General features: G+C 56.4%; 14 protein-coding genes. 2 read left to right on the top strand and 12 right to left on the bottom strand.

Annotation, left to right across the window (positions count from 1 at the left end; translation table 11 throughout):
• Positions 1-5 precede the first annotated feature (5 nt).
• From IPH75_13640 to IPH75_13620, 5 genes are read right to left on the bottom strand one after another with little or no spacing between them, the layout of a single operon-like run.
• Positions 6-920, bottom strand: a complete 915-nt coding sequence (locus IPH75_13640; GenBank protein ID MBK7143111.1) for a hypothetical protein — start codon at positions 918-920, stop codon at positions 6-8.
• Positions 921-959: 39 nt separating this feature from the next.
• Entirely contained in the window at positions 960-2,078 is a 1,119-nt protein-coding gene (locus tag IPH75_13635) for a hypothetical protein (GenBank protein MBK7143110.1), read from the bottom strand.
• Positions 2,065-3,240, bottom strand: coding sequence for a peptidoglycan DD-metalloendopeptidase family protein (locus IPH75_13630; GenBank protein MBK7143109.1), 1,176 nt, complete (start codon positions 3,238-3,240; stop codon positions 2,065-2,067). Before IPH75_13630 ends, IPH75_13635 begins: the two co-directional genes overlap by 14 nt.
• On the bottom strand, positions 3,237-4,094 hold the full coding sequence (locus IPH75_13625) for a hypothetical protein (GenBank protein MBK7143108.1): 858 nt from the start codon (positions 4,092-4,094) through the stop codon (positions 3,237-3,239). The genes IPH75_13630 and IPH75_13625 overlap by 4 nt, the downstream gene beginning before the upstream one ends.
• On the bottom strand, positions 4,091-4,753 hold the full coding sequence (locus IPH75_13620; GenBank protein MBK7143107.1) for an ATP-binding cassette domain-containing protein: 663 nt from the start codon (positions 4,751-4,753) through the stop codon (positions 4,091-4,093). The genes IPH75_13625 and IPH75_13620 overlap by 4 nt, the downstream gene beginning before the upstream one ends.
• Before the next feature lie 102 nt (positions 4,754-4,855).
• Between IPH75_13620 and IPH75_13615 the strand changes: the two genes are divergently transcribed.
• Positions 4,856-5,827, top strand: a complete 972-nt coding sequence (locus IPH75_13615; protein ID MBK7143106.1) for a hypothetical protein — start codon at positions 4,856-4,858, stop codon at positions 5,825-5,827.
• A 139-nt stretch (positions 5,828-5,966) separates the two neighbouring features.
• Here IPH75_13615 and IPH75_13610 read toward each other — a convergent pair whose 3' ends face one another.
• From IPH75_13610 to IPH75_13580, 7 genes are all read right to left on the bottom strand, one after another.
• Positions 5,967-6,683 (bottom strand): rRNA pseudouridine synthase, encoded by a 717-nt coding sequence (locus IPH75_13610; protein ID MBK7143105.1) that lies wholly within the window; start codon positions 6,681-6,683, stop codon positions 5,967-5,969.
• 51 nt (positions 6,684-6,734) lie between these two features.
• A complete protein-coding gene (scpB, locus tag IPH75_13605; GenBank protein ID MBK7143104.1) occupies positions 6,735-7,553 on the bottom strand; it encodes an SMC-Scp complex subunit ScpB in 819 nt (272 codons plus the stop codon).
• Complete coding sequence (locus IPH75_13600; GenBank protein ID MBK7143103.1) at positions 7,550-8,356, bottom strand: segregation/condensation protein A; 807 nt, start codon at positions 8,354-8,356, stop codon at positions 7,550-7,552. Before IPH75_13600 ends, scpB begins: the two co-directional genes overlap by 4 nt.
• The gene (trpS, locus tag IPH75_13595; GenBank protein MBK7143102.1) at positions 8,357-9,388 is read right to left on the bottom strand and encodes a tryptophan--tRNA ligase; all 1,032 of its coding nucleotides are present in this window, start codon (positions 9,386-9,388) and stop codon (positions 8,357-8,359) included.
• A 401-nt stretch (positions 9,389-9,789) separates the two neighbouring features.
• Positions 9,790-12,102, bottom strand: coding sequence for a hypothetical protein (locus tag IPH75_13590; GenBank protein ID MBK7143101.1), 2,313 nt, complete (start codon positions 12,100-12,102; stop codon positions 9,790-9,792).
• Between the two features lie 185 nt (positions 12,103-12,287).
• A complete protein-coding gene (locus IPH75_13585) occupies positions 12,288-12,962 on the bottom strand; it encodes a thermonuclease family protein (GenBank protein ID MBK7143100.1) in 675 nt (224 codons plus the stop codon).
• Positions 12,946-15,357: an SMC family ATPase gene (locus IPH75_13580; protein ID MBK7143099.1), complete on the bottom strand. Its 2,412-nt coding sequence runs from the start codon at positions 15,355-15,357 to the stop codon at positions 12,946-12,948. The genes IPH75_13585 and IPH75_13580 overlap by 17 nt, the downstream gene beginning before the upstream one ends.
• 1,810 nt (positions 15,358-17,167) lie before the next feature.
• Here IPH75_13580 and IPH75_13575 point away from each other — a divergent pair.
• Entirely contained in the window at positions 17,168-21,982 is a 4,815-nt protein-coding gene (locus IPH75_13575; GenBank protein MBK7143098.1) for a PQQ-binding-like beta-propeller repeat protein, read from the top strand.
• The last annotated feature ends 10 nt before the right edge of the window (positions 21,983-21,992 follow it).

Raw genomic sequence — 21,992 nt, 5'->3', positions numbered from 1 at the left:
TCTGTTTACTCACGTTCCAGGTCGTCGAGATTCCTCAACTCTTCCTTGTCTCGCTGATTCATCGGCTCTTCCATACCGGAGGCTTGTGTCGCCTGCGCGGCTCCCTTGCCGGTCGGCATTCGATCGACCGAGATCAGTTCATCCGCTTTCGCGCGCACCGGGATGCCGTCCTCCGGCATGATCACCATCTCTTCATGGAAATAGTCGATCCGCTGGAGCAGTCCCGTACCGTTTTTGGTGGTGACGATCGCCCCAACCGGCGGGAATTTCTTTTTGTTTTCGATATAGCCGTCAACCTCGTAGCGCAAACAACAAAGCAGTCGCCCGCAGTTGCCTGATATCTTCGATGGATTCAACGAAAGGTCCTGCTCGCGCGCATGGCTGGTCGAGATCGGCGCAAAATCACGAATGAAGGTGTTGCAACATTGGCGCTGCCCGCAGATCCCGTAACCGTCGTTGCGGCGGGCTTCATCCCGCACACCGATCTGGCGAAGTTCTATTCTCGTCCGGAATCGCGATGCCAGATCGCGCACCAGGGAGCGGAAATCAACCCGGTGATCCGCGGTAAAGAAGAACGTGATCTTGTTTCCGTCGAACTGGCATTCGACATCAACCACCTTCATCGGTAGCCCATGTTTCCGGATCAGTTGGTAGAACTCTTTGCGGCAATCCAGCTCTTTGCGGACCAGGTCCTCGCGACGCACGCGATCTTCTTTGCCGGCGGGCCGAAGGATCGACCGCGGACGGTTGCTTTCGCCGAATTTCGCCTGCTTGTCGATCAGTTTGGAAAGCAGACCGATATCTTCCCCCTGCTCGGCCTGGACGATCACATATTCGCGCAGCTTCAGGGTGTGATGGTAGCTATTGTAAAAGTACTCTTTGCGGGAGCCTTTGAATTCGACCAGATATATCTCGGCCATGGCCGTTGTTCTCCGTTGGGAAACACTCTCCGAAACCGTCTATCGGGCTGTTCGAATGGCCGCGCCAAGTCGAAGCGCGAGAGCGGCCACCAAAGGCTGAATATGCACGTTCAGCCGTATGTCGGCAAGTCCGTTTTTGATCACCGAAGTCATCGCCGGAGCCACTTCCGGGTCGACAAATGGCTGCGACAACCGCACAATATCCGCCGTATAATCGCGATTGATGATCTGTGCTTCATCTCCTGAGACCGCATAGTTGGCGCAGTCGCGGATCAACGATCCCCAGAAGAGCAGCAAGCGCTCCGCTTCCCCCCGGTCATGCGTAAACTCAAGCGCCCGCGACACCGCCTCCGGGGCAGGCTCTACAAACAGCGACTTAAACAGCAGAAACCCGGTCGCGCGCTGCGACAGTTCGGCATCGTCGTCATCCGACGCCAGCTCCACCGCCCGCCCAAGATTCCCGTCCGTCACCTGCGCGTACAACATCGCCTTTTCGGCGGTCAGACCATACTTGCCGACAAGATAATTCGCGCAGACGGTGGTATTGATCCGCTCGAGTCGGATCAACTGCGAACGGGAACGGATTGTCGGAAGCAGATTCTCCGCCTTCTCGGCCGTCATCAGGATCACGGTATCGGTCGGCGGTTCTTCGATCAGTTTCAAGAGCGCATCCGCTGAAGCGGTCAGCATCTTTTCCATCTGGTAGAAAAGCGCGATGCGCGTCTCCCCCTGATCTCCCTTGAGGGAAAGCCGCTTTTTTACTTCGCGCGCCATATCGATCGGCACGGTCAACTGCGAGCCGGAGCTCAGCACCGCGAATGGCTCGGACCGCTTGATCTCCAGAGACTCATTCGTCAGGTCGATTCCCTCTTTGAGATCTTTATGCGAAGGGATAGGAAGAACGATTTGAAGCAATCCGGCGTTCAGCGATGCAATATGTCGGCACGATCCACACTCGCCACACGGTACCAGTACGCCGTCGAGTTCTCGACGGTCCGGGCAGTTCAATAACGCGGCAAATGAGATCGCCAGCGGCCAATGCCCCAGCCCCTCTTTGCCGGACAACAGATAGGTCGAGGCTACCCGCCCCGAACCGACCGAGCGTGCCAGCAACTCCCAGGCTTTTGGTTGTATCAGTCTGATATCAGAAAGTATCACTGCGAATCCAGTCCGCCGGGTTCAGCGACTGTTTCCCCCGGCGCAATTCAAATTTCACCACCCCTTCGGCATTCGCCGATCCAACCAGATCTCCCGCGCGGATCACCTGGTCGGTGGTGACCAAGATCTGCGACAACCCGGCATAGGTGGTGTAATGCTCGTTATCGTGATTGATAATAACGAAATTCCCGTACCCGCGCAAATTCCCGGTGTACGCCACCTGCCCGGCCGCCACCGCCGCCACACTCCCTCCCGGATCCCCCTGAATCGTGATCCCCGGCGAGAACGATTTCAGCTTGGTGGTCGCATCAACCGAACTGCCGTAGCGAACGGTGATAGTCCCTTTGTAAGGCGCGCGCAATGCCCCCTGCAAAACCGCAAAGTCGACTGTCGGCTCGTACTGCGTCTCCGGAGATTCCTCCGCCTTTTTCTTCTGCTTGGCCTCGAGACGGGCGACAATCGACTCCATCTCCTTAGCCGCCTGTTGCAGCATGGTAATACGATCGGCTTCCTGTTGCTTCATTTGCACCAGCCGGTCGAGCGCCTTTTCCTGTTTCTGCTTGCGGGATTTCTCCAGCGCCACCGTCGACTCGCGACGCTTCTTTTGTTTGGTTACTTTCCCCTGCTGGCTGGAGAGCTTCTCCAGTTCCTGCAACGACTGATCGAATATCTGCGAGGCCTGCGCCAAATTCCCCTGCTCAAAATTGACCAACGCCGTCAGGTAGATCAATTTCCGGTTGGTCTGATATTCTGTTGAAGGATGATTCACCAGGTCGGCGGCGAGCCGCGGTGTTGTCAGGTAGAATTGGCGGAGTGATCCCAGAAAGCGGCGGCGCGTCAGATCAAGCGATTGCTGTCGCGAACTGAACTGGGACTCCGCATCCTTGATATTTTTCTGCAGTCGCGTCAGGTCGCGCCCCAATTTCGTCAGGGTCTGCTGTTCTTTGGCCAAACGTTTATCATAATCGGTCAGCGCTTTTTGAACGCGCGCTTCTTCCTGACGCAATGAATCCAGCTTTTGGCGGCTCCGGCTGACATCCTTCTGGATCTTCTCCAGCTCTTTGCGCTGCTGTTTGACATCCTCGGACTCCTGTGCCGCCACGGGCATCGCCTGCCCGATCAGCAGCAGCGCGAGGACCACCAATGTCAGTCGCCTGATCATGAGAGCAATTTACGGATCCCCAGCAGACCGGAGATCCCCCCCACGGCTGCGGCTGCCAGACAGAAATAGAGGATCAACATCCCCGATGGCAGCACGATCGGAAACTGAGTAAACTCAAATTTGCTGTGCGCATACCAGACCACTCCCCACCCCAACAGTGCCGATGACCCCGCCAACAGGATTCCTTCCAGCAGAAACGGCGCGGCCACAAAAAACCTCCCCGCCCCCATCAAAATCATCTGGTGGAACCCCAGCCCTCGTGCCCTGGTCATGAGGCGAATCGAGTTTGATGATGTGATCACCGCTGTCAGCAGGATCAACAATCCGATCGCCCATCCGACCGTGCTGACCACTGTCCGGGTATGTTCCGCTTTGACCAGCCAGTCGCGACTGTACAGCACATCTTCCACGCCGTCGCTCCCGCTGATCTGCTGTTCGATCCGTTGCATATCCGAGACTGTCAGCATTTCCGGTTTGAGCGTCAACACCATTGACCGCGGCAACGGATTGAGTGTATCGTATCCGACCAGCAGATCGATCCCGACCATCCGCGCCAGCTCCTGCCGTGCCTGGTCCTTGCTGATCGACTCCAGCGAGGCAATACCATCGATCCCCTGGATCCGAGTAGACAGCGCTGCCAGTGAGCTATCTGACACTGCTTCGGCGATGAAAACTTCCATTTTGAGTTGTTGCAGAAGGTCGGCGTAAAAGCGATTGGTTGAGAGCGCCGTCACCCAGAAAATATTAAACAGCAGAAAGATCAGGCTCAAGGACAACAGCGAACCGAGCGCCACGCCCGGGTGTCGCATGATCGTTTTCGCTGATTCGCGAATGACAAATCGTAGCCGCGTCATTTCAGCCCCCCACCGGCGATCTCATAGGTGTCGCTGTTTGGAATTTCGATCGGCGGCTTCTCCGAGGTCAGCAGAATAAGCGATCTCCCCGACCGCGAGGCCTGCACCAGGTAGTCCAGCACCCGCAAATAGGTTCTGGAATCAAGACCCGCCGAGGGTTCGTCAATGATCATCAGCGGCTGGTAAGCGATCGAGGCCCGCGCGATCTGCACCAGCATATTCTCGACCCTGGTCAGCGTCGAGGGATACTGCCCGGCATGATTGAGGAGCGAAAACTCACCCAGGATCTTCAGCATCCGCTCCCGCTGGAGTTCCGGTCGCTCCCCCGATATGATCGCGGGCATCAGGATATTCTCCGTCACGGTCAGCGAGGGTACCAGGCTGAATGGCCCCCCGACCCCGCCGATCTTGCGGCGGATCCGCCGGATCTGCCGCCCCGAGGGCTTGGAGAACTGCTCGCCGAACAGCTCGATAGTCCCGCTCAACGGCCGCTGGGACCCCAGCAACAGCTCAAAAAGAGTGGTCTTGCCGGAGCCGGCGCCGCCGATAATGACAGCAGAACGACCGGTCTCAACCGTCAGCGAGAGAGACGAAAAGAGCTCTTCTCCGCGCTGGGTCCGGACCTGGATATTAGACAGTTGAACGAGCGATCCTTGCACAGTATTTAACCTTTTGAGCGCCGGTTTGACATTTGCTTCGGCCCATCGTACTTTGGCGCGTATAACCTGAAATCTTGTACTAATATGGATAGTAAAAAAGCGATGACTAATCGACAAACTAAAAACCGCCTTCACCGGACTCCCTTTGTCCTGATAACCCTGTTGCTCTGCCTGGCGGCCGGAAACCTCTCCGCCGCGCAATGGCGAGCCAAACGGGTTCCCCTCGAAGAAACCATTGCCGGGATCTGCTTCCCGTCATCCCAGATCGGCTATGTTGTCACCAGCGGCGGAAAGTACGGCGCCACCTACGATGGCGGCGAATCCTGGACCGTCTTCAGCATCTCCGATAAAGCCGTTCTCGAAGACGTTTTCTTTCGGACCAATGATACCGGCCTCGCGGTTGGTCGACGCGGTCAGATCTACCGCACGATTGATGGCGGCAAACAGTGGGAAGACCGTCGCCTCAAAGATGATTCCACTACCTGGTTCACCTCCGCGCTTTTCCTGACGGATTCTATCGCCCTCGCCACCGGGCTAACCCCCGGAGCTAACATGGATGGTGTTCTGTATCGAAGCACCGATGCCGGGATCACGTGGAAGAAACTTGATATTACCGGAATGCGTTTTGGTGAGCTGTTTGTCGGCAAGGGGGTCCCGGTCTGTTTTCAGTCATACGGGAAATTGCACTATTCAACCGATATGGGGGCCACCTGGCAATCGCTGGCGACTGTCAGCGGCAAACCCGGACGATCCACCGCGTTCTACAACAACACGGGGATCATCTGCGGCAGTGACGCTATGTGCGCTTTCTCCAGCGATCGCGGCAAAACCTGGACTTCGGTCCCATTGGAAGGCGAAGCTGCTCTCACCTCCTCGCTCCTGATCTCAGATTCACTCGGCTTCGTGGCCGGCACCGGTGGACATATCCTGGCTACCCGCGATGGCGGCAGAACCTGGAAGAAAGAAGTTCCGCTCCCGGTGACGGTGGATTTCGCTGATCTCGCCAGCAACGGCAAGCGCATCTTCGCTGTCGGCGCCAGTGGATTCATTCTGTTTCGAGAGATCAAGGAGTGACCTGAACGGTCAGTCTGAAGAAAATTGCCTCAGAAGAATAATTTGCGCGGCAGACCTCCCGGTCTGCCCGTTCATTGTTTCGTGCAGACGTGGACGTCTGCGACGCACCAATCGTGAAGAAGCCGCCCTGTGCGGCTTTTTATTTGCCTACCGCTCTGAGCCGAGATATCTCCGTACTGGTCAGATAGCGCCATTCACCCGTCTTCATCCCGCGTGCGGTTATGCCGGCAAATTCAACCCGACGAAGTTTTATTACCGGGAATCCCACGGCCTTGCAGAGTTGCTTGACTTCGCGCTTCCGTCCTTCATGCAGGGTCAGCCGGATTCGCGTCGCCTTCTTGACATACCCCAGGATATCCACGCGCGCTCTGCCGATCGCGCCATCCTCGAGCTTTATCCCCTTCTGGATCTGGTCGGCCGCCACTTTGCTGAACTCCCCATCAACCAACGCTTCATACACCTTGGTGACTTCGAATTTCGGATGGGCCAATCGATAGGCCAGTTCACCATCGTTGGTCAGCAGCAATACCCCTTCGGTATCGTAATCAAGGCGTCCGATAGGGTAAACGCGATGCTCCAGCTTTTTGAGGAAATTGACGACTGTCTTGCGCTTGAACGGATCCGACAACGTGGTCATCACCATCGGCGGCTTGTTGAGGATGACATAGACCAGATGTTCTACCGGCTTGACCTCGACTCCATCGACCTTGACGATATCACTCGCCTCATCGATGATCGTGCCGACCTTTTCGACTGTCCGATCGTTGATCGTGACCAGCCCTTCGGCGATCAATCCCTCCGCCCCACGTCGCGAGGTAACCCCGCACATGGATAGATACTTATTTATGCGTATCACGGTTGCTCCAGTTGAGGGAAGATACTATGACCGGGGGACCGAAGTAAAGGACTACTCGGTCCGGTCACTCGGCTCGGGATCGCCCGCGGAAACTGGCTGGTCGACCGCTTCTTCCAGATCGGACTGGAACGATGACTCGCCCTGGGGATCTTCACCGATCGCAAAACGTCGTCCTGCGACCTCGCGGACTGTCTCGGTCAGCAAACCGGCATCTACCGGACGATCATCCGCGTGTTGCGAGGGATCATATGTTCCATCGGCGACATTCAGTTTTGCCTCGATCGCCGCGGCGGTCTCATCGGTTAATTCCAGTTCGGTCTGTTCCTGGGCCTGGGCCGCCGCGAGAAGTTCTTCGATCTCCGACATCTTCGGTAACGCATCGAGTCCGGACAATCCGAAAAACTTCAGGAATTCATCGGTCGTCCCGTACTGCAGCGGTTTCCCGACTGTGCTGGCGCGCCCGACGATCGTGATCATATTCTTTTCCATCATATTCTGCAGAACGCCATCGGAGGCGACGCCGCGAATATGTTCCAGTTCCGTTTTGGTCACCGGTTGTTTGTAAGCAACGATCGCTACTGTCTCCAGCGCGGCGCGCGTCAGGCGCATCTTCCGACGACGTGTGAACAGCTCTTCGACATATCCGATAAAATCCGGCAGGATATGAAACTGATACCCACCGGCAATCTCCCGTATCCGGAAGGAACTGCCCGTCTCCATGTAGCGATTATTCAGCGTCGCCACCGCTTCGGTGATCTTCGAGGGGGTCGCACTTTCTAGTAATTGCGAGATTCGCTTTGCGGGCAATGGTTCCGGAGAGGCTAAAACGAGTGCTTCGACGATCGAGGCGAGTTGGCTGCTGTCGCTCACACTGCCTCCGCCTGCTCGGTCATCGCGGTCGCTTCAACGATATCGATCTGCTCTTGCTGGATCGGCACATGATAATACTCTCCGCGATAGAGCCGGATCTCAGTAAAAGGCGCGGTCTGCTGAATGCTCACCCGTCGGGTTCGCGCCAATTCGAGAATGGCGATGAATGTCACTACCGCCACGATACGTTTTTGCGACTGCTCGAACAGCTCGATAAACGGCGCGTATTCGCGATCCTGCAGCGACACCAGCACTGCCTTGATCCGATCTTCGATCGTGATCTCTTCGACGATCACTTCGTGCACCACTTCTTCGTGTCTGCTCGATAGCACCGACTTGAAAGCGGCGATCAGGTCGAACAGCGTGGTCGCCGGGCTGAGATCGACTTTCCCTTTGACATCTCCCAATAGCGGCGGCGGAACAAACGTCGTTTCTTCCAGCAGCGCTCGCTCGCGAAGGATCTCCCCTGCCTCTTTGTACTTTTTGTACTCGAGCAGAGCCATGATCAGCTCTTCGCGCGGATCCTCTTCTTCGGGATCGTTCTCATCGCGCGGCAGAAGCAGGCGAGCCTTGATATGGATCAGCGTCGCGGCCATCAGGATGAACTCGCCGGCCACCTCGAGATTGAGGTTCCGCATCAGATCGAGATAGCTCAGATACTGCTGCGTGATCCGGGCGATCGGAATATCATAAATGTCCACTTCCTCTTTCTTGATTAGGAAGAGGAGCAGATCCATGGGGCCGTTAAAAACGTCCAGATCGACCCGGTAATCATTGGTGGGATGGTCGAGTGTCTGTTCCATCTATTTCTTCTTTCGGTAGTTCATTTTCATCCGGTCGCGCACTTTTTCCATGACATTCTGTGCGCGGGAACGGGCCCGCTCGGCTCCGGTGGTCAGAACATCCCAGACTCTGTCCGGGTGTTTCACCAGGTCGATCCGCCGCTCGCGTATCGGACGAAGCGCATCATTCAGATTCTGCGCCAGTTTCATCTTGCAATCAACACACCCCAACTCGCCGGTGCGACAGGGCGGGGCGATCTCATTCTCTGCATTCGGGGTGTAGATGCGATGCAGCAGATAGACCGGACATTTATCCGGATTCCCCGGATCCCCCTTGCGCAATTTCTGCGGATCGGTGAAAAATGTCTTCAGCCGCTTGATCGTCTGTTCATCGGTGAACTCGATCGGGATATGATTATCCAGCGACTTCGACATCTTCCGCGCATCAGATCCCAAAATCAGCGGGATCTCGGTGAACAGTGCTTCCGGTTCGTTAAACGTTTTTCCGTAAAGCAGATTGAACCGCTTGGCCAGATCATTCGCCAGCCAGATATGCTTCTCCTGATCTTTACCGACCGGTACTTTGTTGGCGTTGTAGAGGCAGATATCGGCCGCCTGCAACACCGGGTAACCGAGAAAACCGTAGGTATCAAGCTGATCTTTTTTCTCAAGATAAGTGGGAAGTCGGGTCAATGTCGGAACCGTGATCAACATCGAAAAGATCAGATGCAGTTCGGCATGTTCCTTGACATCGGACTGGATGAAGATCGCCACCTTTTCGGGGTCAAGTCCGGCCGCCATCCAGTCAACTGCCATCTGGAATATCCGCTCTTTGAGCTTGGAGGTATCCTCGTGTTCGCCGGTGAGGGAGTGCCAGTCGACAATACAGCAGAACATGTGGTATTTGTCCTGCAGCTCGACCCAGTTGCGGAGGGCTCCTTCGAGATTGCCAATATGAAGGGCGCCAGATGGTTGCATGCCGGAGAGGATAGTCTCCCGGCGTGCGGTGACGGTTTCAACCGGCTGTGCTTTGGTGTCCGTAGTCGTATTCATAGCAATTACTTTTATACCTGTAAGGGGCAAATGGTACCCTTTGGCATTGTGTAAATCAATTAAAAAACCGAGGACTGGCGGGGATTTTTTGGAGGAGGATGTGGATAAGATAGAAGTTAATTTCTCTACTGGTTCGACGCAGACATGTTCTTCTTGATTTGAGCGGCAGACGTCCTCGTCTGCCCTGACCCCCGGAACGAATTACGGGCAGACCGGGAGGTCTGCCGCGCAAAAACTCGGATCAGTTGCTGAGCGTCGCAGACGTCCTCTTCTTGATTTGAGCGGCAGACGTCCTCGTCTGCCCTGCCCCCCGGAACGAAGTACGGGCAGACCGGGAGGTCTGCCGCGCAAAAACTCGAATCAGTTGCTGAGCGTCGCAGACGTCCTCGTCTACACGACCCTTACTGCGCTTCGTTATGGTCTGGTGCGTACTGCACGTTGATCGTCGGCCACTCAAGCCTCAGTCGCGCCGGAATGATCGGACCATAGTCGGAAATGCGAAGCATATTCTGCGCGCTCCGACTCCCAGCCGCAATGTTGTAGTCGTTATCCAATGAGATCGAGTAGTAAAAGAAATTCTCAACATCGTCGTACAACTCAATATCCATAGTTGTCGCCCATGCCCCGGGGTAGCTGATTATATCCGTGCCACTCTCGCTGGTCGCGGTCTCGGTGATCGTCCAGCCGCCGTAGATCAGCGAATTTATGACTAGCGTCAGCATCTTTTGATCGGCATCGACCGAACCGAGATACTGAAAAAAGACCATCATCCCCGGATTGGTTGAGTCGTACAACGGCATATTGCCGCTGCCGGCCCACTCGTAGTCATAGGTAATATCCCCGGGACCATCTACCCATTGTCCCGCGCCACCGACCGCCCAATCGGCGGTGGCATCTTTCTCGAAGAAATACGGCGTGATCGGCTTAAACGGTATTTCTCCCGGATCATCGCGATGTGAGTGAATATCTGCCCGGATGCGCACATCGTAGTGGACTGTCAGATTCAAGGTGCCATCTTCTTCACGAGTTTGCGTGAATGTCCCTTCCCACTCCGAGATATTGACCACATTGCTTTTGCGGAACTCTGATCCATTCGGCGCTTTTTTCTGGACGATCACTGGTCCCGATGACCCCGGTCCGCGCAGCGGAAGCTGGCATTTGATAACAGTCGGGGTCCATGACGCGATCGTCAAGTCTGTTCCATTCACTGTCACTTTGCCGTTGTCACCGGGATCCTCGCCGAAGATGCCGTTGATCGTCAGCGTATCAGCCGCTGCATAGAGATCCATAAACTGAATGCTCGGCGCCAGCAGTCCGAAATTCGATGATCCCGGATGATAACGCATGGTCGTACTGAACGTGTTGACGCCATCGCCACCCGGTTGAACATGGAAATTTCTGCTCTGCAGGTCGGCGAATACTTTCGAGACATCAAAGGGTCGCTGCTCTGGATTCTCTCGCGGGAATGCCTTGTTGGCACCGAGGAAGCGGTCAAACAGAAATTCTGCCGCGTAACATCCCCCCTTGCAGCTAAGTGTGGCGGTCCACCCAAAATAGGCGGGCCCCCCCTTGGCCTGAATGGCGTTGCGGAATGACGCCACAGAATCGGATGCACAGGCGGTGATAACTACCATCGCATTCGCAGGAAAGTCCCACCAATAATGGGTAATGAATCGGGAGGTAATGCTGTAATGTGTTTCACTAAAGACCGCGCCCTGTGCGGTATCTTTGGGAGCGGTTATCAGGCAGAGTCGACCGGTACGAAGGTCTTCAGCAAAGGCGTTGTCGTTGGCGGGGCTTTGGAGTGTCGATGACCAGATACCGTAGTCGCGTACGCCATCCTGTCGTATTCCTCCGGCGCCATGCCCGACATAAAAGATCACCCCTTCATCGCCGATCGAGCGCAACTCACCGACAGTCGCTCCACTGCCGGCATTGACATAGCCATTAGCCGACAGCCAGGAGCGGAGCCGGTTGGTCGTCGTTCCCGCCGCTGCAAATGCCGACCCGACTGTCTGGATCACCCGATAGCGACCGGAGAACGGAAGATCATCAAAGGCCGCTGGCTTGGCGGTGGCTTGACGCATTTCTCTAAGCGCAGTGCGTTGTTCGGGAGTGAGCGGCGGAACCTCAGGGATCGCAGCCGAAGGGAGAACTTCGCCGGGGAGGGAATCATCCAACGGGCCAAAACTCCCTGCGATCATATACATCACGCCATCGGTGAAGCGTGCCCAGACGTTATTGCCTGAAGAGTCCACCCCCGATGCTTCAAATTCAGGGCGCCCCTGGATAAAACTGAGTACGCGTTGGTTGAAGGTCGCGGTCGGGAGATTGAGAAGAGAATCGATATGTCCTTCGACAGCATCAACCGCCGCCATACGTGCAACGGGATCCATCAGGCCGGTATCTGCCGGACATGCCGAAAGTGTTACTCCCGGGATGGTCAGGTATCCGATCAACAACGAGAGATCGGCCAGATCGATCATATCGGTCCCGGTGACATTGGCCGCCTCCGGGCATGGAAGGTTGACTCCCGGGATAGTCAGATAGCCGATCAGAAGCGACAGATCGGCGAGGTCAATCGCACCAGTCTGAGTGATATTCCCCCGAGTCCCGGTACAGCAGGACTGGGCACTGACTGCCGGCGCAATGGAGAGAGCAAGGATGACACAGAACAGCAATGAGAGCAGAAACGTTCGATGGGGGATGCGCACTGTGAACTCCTGGCCGAAAATGTTGGATGGCGACTGGGTGGGTTATGTCGAAACCCGCGACTGATAAAATATACCTAATAGACCAGAATAGTCAAGGAATGAAGTCGAGCGTGATGGATGAGCTGCCTTTTGTCTTTGAGCGGCAGACGTCCCCGTCTGCCCTATCGGTGGAGCGAAGAACGGGCTTACGGTTTGCAGTTGCGGCAGGGGGATAACCCTTCCCCTATCCCCTCTTCCCGAGTGGCGAACCGTCGAACATTGTGCGGCTTGATATCACTGACCGATTCGCACCCCGGACGGTGCAAACGAAAGGAGGATGCGTTCGCGACATAATACTCCTCCCGCTCGTACGACAATCCAAACAGCGCCTGCTTCCGCTCGATCGCCCGTCGCTGTGCCTCGATCAGGTGGCGCACCTCACTTCGGTCACGATCGTTATCTTTGAAGAGATAAACATAAGCGAATCCGGAATCGACCAGCGCCTGATTCACAAACAGCGTATCGTCGACATACAGGTAGCCCAGCAACCGTCCGTACTTATCGCGGCGGGTATCGGCATATTCCACTTTGGCGGGCCGATCTTTGGTCAGGCGAGCCAGTAGGTCGCGGGCCTCGTCGTGGAACCGTTCCCCTTTTTCCGGGGTGTCAACAGACAAAAGCCGCAGCTTGTCGCCGCCGGTCAGTTCGACCGTGTCACCATCGACCACTTTTTTGACTGTAAACCGGGTCGACTCGCGGGCGGGTCGGTCATGGCCGACCTGCTCGACATAACGGTATGAAACTGCCGACACAACAATCAACCCGGCGACCAGCCAGGTCAGTTTGCGAAGCTTCTTCCCTTTTCTACGCGACCGCGCCATTCACCCTCACTTCGGACCATCCGTGTCTCGTCGGGACCAGTTCCACCAGCATTTCCACTTTCTGCTTCAGCTCCTCAAAATGGGTGATCAGGATCATCTGGGGGAACCGTCCCCGCAATGAGATCAACCCCTGCACCACCAGATCCCGGCGGGCCTCGTCCTGCGAGCCGAAGACTTCATCGAGCATGACAAACGAGCGGTCCATCCCGGCCGACTCGGTCAGCGCCTGCGAGATGGCAAGCCGGAGGCAGAGATTCGCCAGATCGGTCTCGCCGCCGGAGAATCGCTCGATCCCGTAGAACTGCCCGAGGTCGTTCAGGCGGAGCCGGTACTCTTCATCCAGCGCCACCAAGGTATAGCGGCCATCGGTCATGTCAGCTAATAACTGGCCGGTCAGTTCGGCCAGGCGGGGGCGGATCCGGGCGATCAGATGTTTTTTGAAATCCGACAGCAAGCGCGCCAGGGTCTCGGATCGGAACTGCGCTTGACGGCTCTGCTCGATCTCTTTGCTGATCTGCTCAAACTGTCCGAGCTGTTGTTCGGTCAGGGTTATCTCCTGATTGGCCAGGTCGCGGGCATGCTCGGCCCGGATCAGATCTGACTTGGCCGACTCGGCCGTTTCGTTGGCGTGATGCCAATCGCGCTGGATCTGGTCGAGCGCGGTCCGGTCAAAACCGATCGCGGCAATCTCGGCGCGTATCTTTTCGGCCTCGGTTCGAAGGTCAGCCAGTTTTTGGTCGGTGGCGGCAAGGTCGGACTCCAGCCGGTCACGTCGCGCCAGATCGGCCCGAAGTTGATGCAGTTTGCTTTCGGCAAGTTCGAGCGGGGGGATCTCCTGTTCAAGTTGTGCCAGCCGGGCCGGGTCGAATGAGAGATCCCCGAACTGCTCAAGTTGGGCGGTGACGATCTTGATCTGGTCTTCGGCGGCGATGCGTTGTTGCTCGAGCTTTCCGAGTTCGGCGGTCAGGCGGGTTTGTTGGTTGATCAGGTCGGACTGTTGTTGCGACAACCGTTCAAGTCCGGTCAACCGGGTTTCAATCTCGGTGCGGGTTCGGATTCCGTTTTGCAGTTCGAGTTCGAGCTGCGCCATCTCTTCGGCAACCGCGGCCTGTTCTTCGGCTAGATGACTTCGGACCTGATCGAGGTCATGCGCGGTCAGCGGTCTGAGGCATCGATCGCATTTTGTATCCGGTCCAAGTTCCGAAAGCGACCCGGCCTGTTTGGTCAACTTGCGGATCGCGGCCGTTAGCGCGTCGCGTTGCGTGGTCAGTTGAACCACGCGGTCGCGGCACGCCGCCAGTTCGGCGCGCGCCTGATCCAACAGATCGGCGAGGTTGGATGGAATACTCAACCGCTGTTGGTCGACCAGTTCGATCTGGTTGGTCAGGTCAGCAATCGTTCGTTGGGCGGCCGCGACTGTTTCGTTGGCCGAGGCTAGCTGCTGGCGGGATTGCTGACGGTAGCTTTCGGAGGTCTGTTGTTGGCGAAGCTGGATCAGTTCGGCGCGGGATTCGGCCAGGCGCTGGACATCGGATTCAAGCATCGGGATCTGCAATTGGGCCGCGGCAATGGTGGCGAGATCCTCGGTATAGCGGGCGCGGGATTCGGTCAGCAGATGCTCCGACTGGGCGATCGCCGGGAGCTGGTTTTCCCAGCGGGAGCAGGCGGTTTCTCGCTCTTGCTGCTCCCGGAGCAGAGCGGTCAGCGAGGCCAGATTTTGCTGGGCGATCGTCGATGCTCCGGCGGCTGATGCCACCGCTGCGGTCAGGCTTCCCGACTGTTGCCGAAGCTGCGATATCCGTTGCGCGAGGGTGTCGCGGGAGCCAACCTGTTCGTTGAGCAGGAGCAGACGATCGGCTTCGCGGCGGGCGCTATCGCGCGCTGATTCGGTGGCCCGATCGATCCGGTCGATCCCCAACATGCCGGCCAGATGTTCACGCCGTTTGGATGGCTGAAGGTCGGTTAAAGCATTCAGTTCCTGTTGGCGGGCCAGGAACGAAGTGAGGAAGCCGCGCCAATCCAGACCGAGCAGCGATTCAATATAACCGCGCGTTTCGGCGATGCCGATCGACTCCGATGCTCCCGCGCGATACAGCTCAACCTCGGAGCGTTCGGACTTGCCGACCAACCGTCGGATCAAGCGGTAGCTTTCACCTTTGAGTTCAAACGAGAGTTCGACCGCGCAGGTATCGGAGGCAGACGCAAAGCCGGACTTGATCTCTTCCTTGCCGGAGCGTGCTACCTGATGACCGTACAGCGCCCACGAGATCGCTTCGACAAGACTCGACTTGCCGGAACCGTTGGGTCCGATGATCCCGATCATCTGATCGGCCAGTTCGATCCGGGCATGTCGGATCACCCGGTAGTTGGAGATCTCCACAGAATTGAGGCGCATTGGTCGGTAATGACCGCTCTTTCAGAATCCAAGTCAATAACGTTTCGTCCGGTCGGTTCGGTAGTTTGCGGCAGGCGCGGCGGAAAGCGAAGTTGGGTGGTTGGGCGGGGGATGTGGACTACTATAATGTGTGGATAAGATGGGAGGGGGAGCGTCGGGTCACACTTCGAAGCGAGTCGCAGATATCGCCGACCAACGGCAAGCGGCAAGCAGTGGGCTTCGAAGCAGGACCCGACGCAACAAGCTTGGCCCCTATCCATGACATCTGTTTTCACAAGTTCCGTCAGTTCCTAGTGCTCGCTGGACTTCTCAAGCGGCTCCCGTCTTCTCAAAAGAACGAGCGCGAGAACTGACGGAGCCTGCTCCGGTGAAAGCGTGCTCCCGGGTAAGAGGCGTCAGGTCACACTTCGAAGCGGCTCTCGTCTACCGGCAATCAAAGGTGAGCAGGAGGCAGTCGGCTTCGAAGCAGGACCCGACGCAACTTGCTTAGCCCTATCCAACTTCTACCATATCTCCTGATCCAGTAAGATGTCGGGTTTCGGGCTGAGGGGAGTGGCAGCATAGGTCGAGAGTTCCTATGATGTCGCCCTCAACACCGACCTACGGCTCTCCCCTACCGGCGATCAAAGGGAAGAGGCGGGCAGTCGGCTTCGAAGCAGGACCCGACGCAACTTGAACCACTCTCCCCCCTCCCCAGACATGCAACGCCTCCCCCCTTCGATGAGGCCGGTGAGAGGGGTGTACATTATATAGAAGGAGCATTTGAACCATGCTCCAGCACTCTCTCTATATGTGGACTAGTGGTGGGGGGAGGTTGTGGGAGGGGGAGGGTTCTGTACTTTGCTGTACTTCTCCCCCGTTCAGATAATGTGAAAATGTGGAAAATGTTGATCAATAAGGTATTGACAAAAAAGCGGAAAAGATTACCTTACTGGCTGAGTGTGTGTAAGTCACAGCTAGTTCGAGAGCCAAAATTGTAACTGGTTGCGACAAAGATTCCTTCTCTTATATCAGACGAACGAATGATAACGTGATCTCGGACCCCCTCAGCAGGGTGGTTCCGCATTGATGACGGTTTTGCTGTTATTGATCGGAAAGTCCTGCGGAACCGAGTGCACCCCATTTGATCGTCCTGCGTCTACCGCTTCTATCCACTATTTACTGCAACAACAACAGTAACATGAAACCCATAGTGGATAATCAGCAGGAGGTATCGATCAGTTCTTACCTGTATCGAGCATTCAGAAGCGATTCGAATTTTCACACGGCTATATACTTAGGAGTCACTCCCCAGTAGGGCAGTTCTGAAGCGGGAGGCTCCTGACTCCAAGATGGGAATAACACATGAATTCGTGGCCTGAAGTTAAGATCTCACATTTCCCTAGACACAAAGAGATTATGGGGAACGTCCAATTGGCCGATATATCGGTTAGGCCGTGCTCCGGACTTCAGAAGGCGATTTCACCTATTCCTTTTTTAAGGAGGAATTAATGTTAAAAAGACTGTTAACCGCGGTATTCGTTTTGGGTCTTATTTTGGCCCTGAACGGTACAGCATTTTCAGACATCGGACCGACCGGTGCTCAAAAGAGAGACTTCAGCCTCTCGGTGGTGCAACCCCCGATAGAGCGAACAATCTCCGTGATCGAGAGATCAGCACCCCAGGCCGTGTTCTGCTCCCTGTTCCGGATAATACGCCGGTCGGACCGCGCCCGAGTCAGTCGGACGTCGATACCGTAGCCTGCTATTACCAGGACTATTATCTCACCAATACGACGGCATATCGCCTCAACCTGTATGATGCGGATCCGTTGACTGGTGCGTATATCGGTGACGAATTCTCAGTGATGTTCGATGGTGCCCAGCAGTTGGACCACGTCGCCATTATTGACGAAATCGATATCGTTATCCGTTACGCGAAGCGCGCAGCGGCGGTCCCGGGTCTCCCGGTTCGTGTCAGCATTTGGTCTGACGCGGGCGGTTTCCCGGATGCCCTCATTTATAGCGAAGAGTATGCATTGCCGAACGTGTCCGCGGCGACGTGGTTCACTTTCCCGATGACGACTCCGGTCACCATCGATGCTCCGAAGTACCACGTATCCCTCGGATACGGTACGGGTGCGGTGATCAGTGACTCCCTGTCTTTCCGCGCTGGTGTTCCTTCGAACAACGTTCGTTCGAACTACTACTACCTGGGCTGGATGGACATGCTTTCCGCTTTTGGTCTCCAGTTGGATAACTGGATGTCCCCGCATCAGTGTGAAGTTTACACGGTGTGTAACCTGAATTCGCCGTTTGGCGGATCGGTTTATCTGTGGGATACCCCGGATCCGACATTCTTTGGCGCTACCCTCAATGGATGGGCTCAGCGTTTCGTGGCCGCCGGCCCCGAGACTCTGCAGGTCGTTCAGCTACAGCACCTCGTTTATGATGCATGGGGCTATGTCTATAGTGGCTCAAGCACCAACGGCGTGGATGTTATGGTGATGGGTGACGATGGCTTCGGCAATCCCGATGGGATTCCGATGGCGACGGTGAATGTACCTGCCGGCATTGGCCTCTTCCCGAACGGCGGCTTTGCGGCCGGCCCGGGCCCGAAGTGGCAGGTCATTAATGTTGATTTCTCGTCGTTTAATCTCGTTGTCTCCGGACCGTATCACCTGGCTCTGAAAATGACCAGTGATCTTCCGGCCGACGGCGTACTGCGTTGGGCGACCAACAACTGGGGTGCCCAGACTCAAACCGGCGGGTCGTTGAATTTCACCGCCCCTGGTGATGCCTGGACCCGTACTGGCGTAGCCTCCTTCTGGGCTGACTCCGCCGGTTTCCCGGATGCTGGTTTCTTGATCCGTGGTTATACTTGTCAGGACGAATTCTACAATTGCGAGAGCCAAGTTCTCTACGCGACCGCACCGACCTGGGCGTACACGATGCGTCCTGCCGGTCTTCTGGAAGGTTACCAGAAGGTTAATGCCGACGTGATCAATCGCGTCGACAAGATCCGCGTGCTTGCGACGAACAAGACACTCGATGCAATTACCCCAGTGCTTCCGCAAATGGATCTCCGGATCATGTCCGATGGCGGCGCTGATCCTGGCGCGATGATGTGGAATACCATCATCACACCGAACTTTGCTCCTAATGCGGCTGGGTGGACGGAAGTGGTAATCCCTGGTGGTTTCCAGGTTCTCGGTGACTTCTTTGTCGGTTATGCCAACGTCTCGTCAGGGACAGCGGCAGGCGACACCCTTCGCATGATCACAGATGATGGAGCCGGCCCGTACGTTAACGGCGGCGCTCGCTTCCTCGTCCCTGTGCTTGGTCCGGGATACTTCAGCTCAGAAGATATCTTTGGCCCTGGCGACCAGGAGAATATGGTCATCGAAGTTGATTTCTGCTCGGTCATCATTCCTGGATGGACTTGCGTAGCGGCGGATTGGCCGACCAACGCCGGTGATTATGCTCGCACCGGACACTCTGGCGTGCCTCTTTCTGACGCTTATTGCGATCTGAATATCAAGTGGACCTATACGGATCCTGGTTTCGGCAGCAACACTGCGGGTGGCGGCGCCATTCAGCAGAACGCTCCGATCATTTGGGATACGTTTGTGGTTTGCGTTCAGAACTCTAAGATCAACATTCTCAGCTTGAACACCGGCCTTTCGCTGGCGTCCTTCACCGGTAACGTTGCCCCGTACTACGTGGCAGTGTCATTGGTTCGCTCGACCCCGACGATCGCGACGATCGACGTGGGCGGCATTCCGAAACCGGTTCTCTTCTATGGTGGTGGTAGCTCGATGATGGCAGTCTTGATGGAGCCCGGCTTCCCAGTTCTCTGGGATCTCCGCGGAGCCAACGCGATCGCCAAGGGTTATCTCGCTGGTGAAGTAGCTTCAGGCTTTACAAACTGGTCTGCCCCTGTCGTGGCCAACATTGCCGGCACCGACATGGTCTTCTTTGGTACTCAGATGTCCCAGATCTTAGCGGCTGACGCTGAGACTGGTAACAAGCTGTGGGGTACCACGCTGGTTTCGAACCCTGTTCGTAACCTGGCGTTTGACGGCGCCAGCCTGTACACCGCGACGATCGCGGCTCCTCCGGGAATCCCGGACGGCGACGTGTACAAGCTCAGCGCGGCGACCGGCGCTATCCAGCGTCAGTTGTCAGTTGATGGTCCGCTGGAAGGTACTTCGACTCTTGGTTCGACCAACGAGACGTTTGCCGATCAGCTGGCGTTGTATGCTGGCAAGGTGTACGTGACCTCTTCGTATTTCACTCCGGTGTTTGACGATGAAGGATTGCTGTACATTCTTGACGCGGCGACGTTTGATGTCGTAGCGGTCTCCCCGACTCAGCATACGTATCAGGGCGGCGGATTGAATCCGGCGGCCAACATCATGATGCACGCGACGACCGTCATCGTGGCTGGTGGTTCGACCTGGACGAGCACTCCGCTGGGCGGCACGGTTATTTCGCACAATCGCTTCACTGGCGGTATCAACTGGATCAGTGACGGCGGCGTGGCGAAGACGACCGGCTCCACTCTGGGTAACGGTTTCATGACCTGCGAAGGTGACGGGACCAATGCTCAGATCTACCTGTTCAACTCCGATGGTTATCTCTCCTGTTTCGATGCCGCCGACGGCAACGAAATTTTCCATCGTCGTATTGACCACCTGTCACTTGGTTTCACCAGCGCTGGCGCGGGTGGAGCGATCTCGCAGGATGGTATCGTAGTCTTTGGTACCTTTGCCGGTTCGATGATCGCCCTTGAAAAAGGCGCGGATCGCGGCCGTCTCGAGATCATGGACTATACTCCGACGACGCCGGTTTCGTTCGGCAACGCGCCGAGCTTCCCGGTGACTCTGCCGGCTATCTATACGAACACTGGTTGCGCGACCGTGACCGGTACATACACGATCGACCTCGCGTCGAATGGATCCGTTGGGCCGGGTGTCGGCCAGTGGAGCGACTTTGACGTATCCGATCGCGCTGCCTCCATCGCCGATCAGTTGACCGACCGTTCTACGAAGGCGTTCAAAGGATCCGGCCTGGTGACGGCTAACGACGAACTGCGCGTGGATGCGAACTCACGTTCGATGAATCGTGCGGCTTTGGCGATGCCGCCGTACATTAACGGCGCCGCGACCCTTCCGCTGACAGTGAATCCTGGCGACACGTTCGACATCGTGTTGGATGTCAACCAGGCTATTCTGCCACGTGGTCCGAACAAATTCTACATTTCGTTCGACACCGATGATCCGGACTTCTTCCTGAACGATGTGACGGCAGATCCCGAGATCATGGTGACCCTCGTTGGCGGTTGCTTGATCGATACCACTCACCTGAAGTTCGGCGCCGGCTCTGCTAACCTGCAGTCCGTGGCGAACTCTGGTCGTTTGGGTACCGGTGACTGGGGCCCAACCCCGGGTAACTTCAAGATCCTGGGCGATGCAGCCTCCTTCTATCAGGGCACATATGTTTACGGCGTAACCCGTAGCCGTATCGCTCTGAACTCTCAGGACTGGTGGAGCGGTGGTGAGGAAGCTGATGCATGGACGTCTATGCAGGCTGACCAGAACCGTTGCAATGATGATTGCAAGCCGGCTCTCCAGACTGGCGTCTCTCTTGGTTCGATCACGACTGACGGTATCACGTATATCCCGCTGACCGGTAACCTGGTTTGCAAGGATTACATTGACTCCGTTCAGGTCTTCGATCCGGATGGCGCTGGTGCGGCGGCGTGGAACTGGCTGAACTTTGAAACGGCGTTCTTCGACAACGACTCGACCATGGGTCTTGTGGTGTCGACGAGCACGTTCGGTGCAGTTGATGTTGCAGCTCCGTATACCATGCTGAATGATGTCTCCGTTGAAATCATGAAAGTCAAGACCCGTAACGGCCAGGAATTGAATAACTGGAAGTTCGGCGTTGGTATTGACTATGACGTCGTGAACCCGGATACCGCTGGTATCGACCGTACGATCTCGACGGTCTTCACCTACGGCGCGGATATCACTGCGCCTACTCCTCAGAAGGTCTGGGGTATGGTGAAGCTGCCGTTTGGCGGCGGTTGCGCCGGCGACGAGTACACTCCGCTGAAGAACGTCAAGGCCTTGGCTCGCGCCCAGTCCATGACCTCTCCTTCGACCGGTGGTACCGCTCGCGGTAACGGTTTCGCCGATTCGTCCTACTTCTGGATGAACCAGCCGATCGGCGGTTCTTCACAGGGTAGCATGCACTCTGCGGATGACCAAGACGTGTTTGCGACGTTCGTCGAGAAGAGCTTTGCGGCAGGCGGAGATTCCGTCTCGTTCGCGATCGCCCACTTCGCGATGAATGTTGTTGATCCGGAAATCACTTCGCACTACGCTCCGTTGGCCACCCTGCTGAACAAGTGGGTTGGTTATGGTCGTGGTGACATCAATAATGACGGCGTGGTCAACCTCGCTGACATTATTGCTTTGGCTGACAACGTTGCCGGCTCCGGTCCGGGCGCCATTCCGTTTGCTCACCTCGGTGATGTGGACGGCGACGGCCTGATCAACGGTGCTGACGTCACTTACCTGGTGAACTACTACTTCCACTACGGCCCGTGCCCGGTGGGTAAGTTCATCATCCAGTAAGCTGACTGTA

The organism is bacterium (assembly GCA_016708025.1).
Lineage (GTDB): Bacteria > Zixibacteria > MSB-5A5 > GN15 > FEB-12 > FEB-12.
This window is presented reverse-complemented; position numbering and strand designations above follow the sequence as displayed.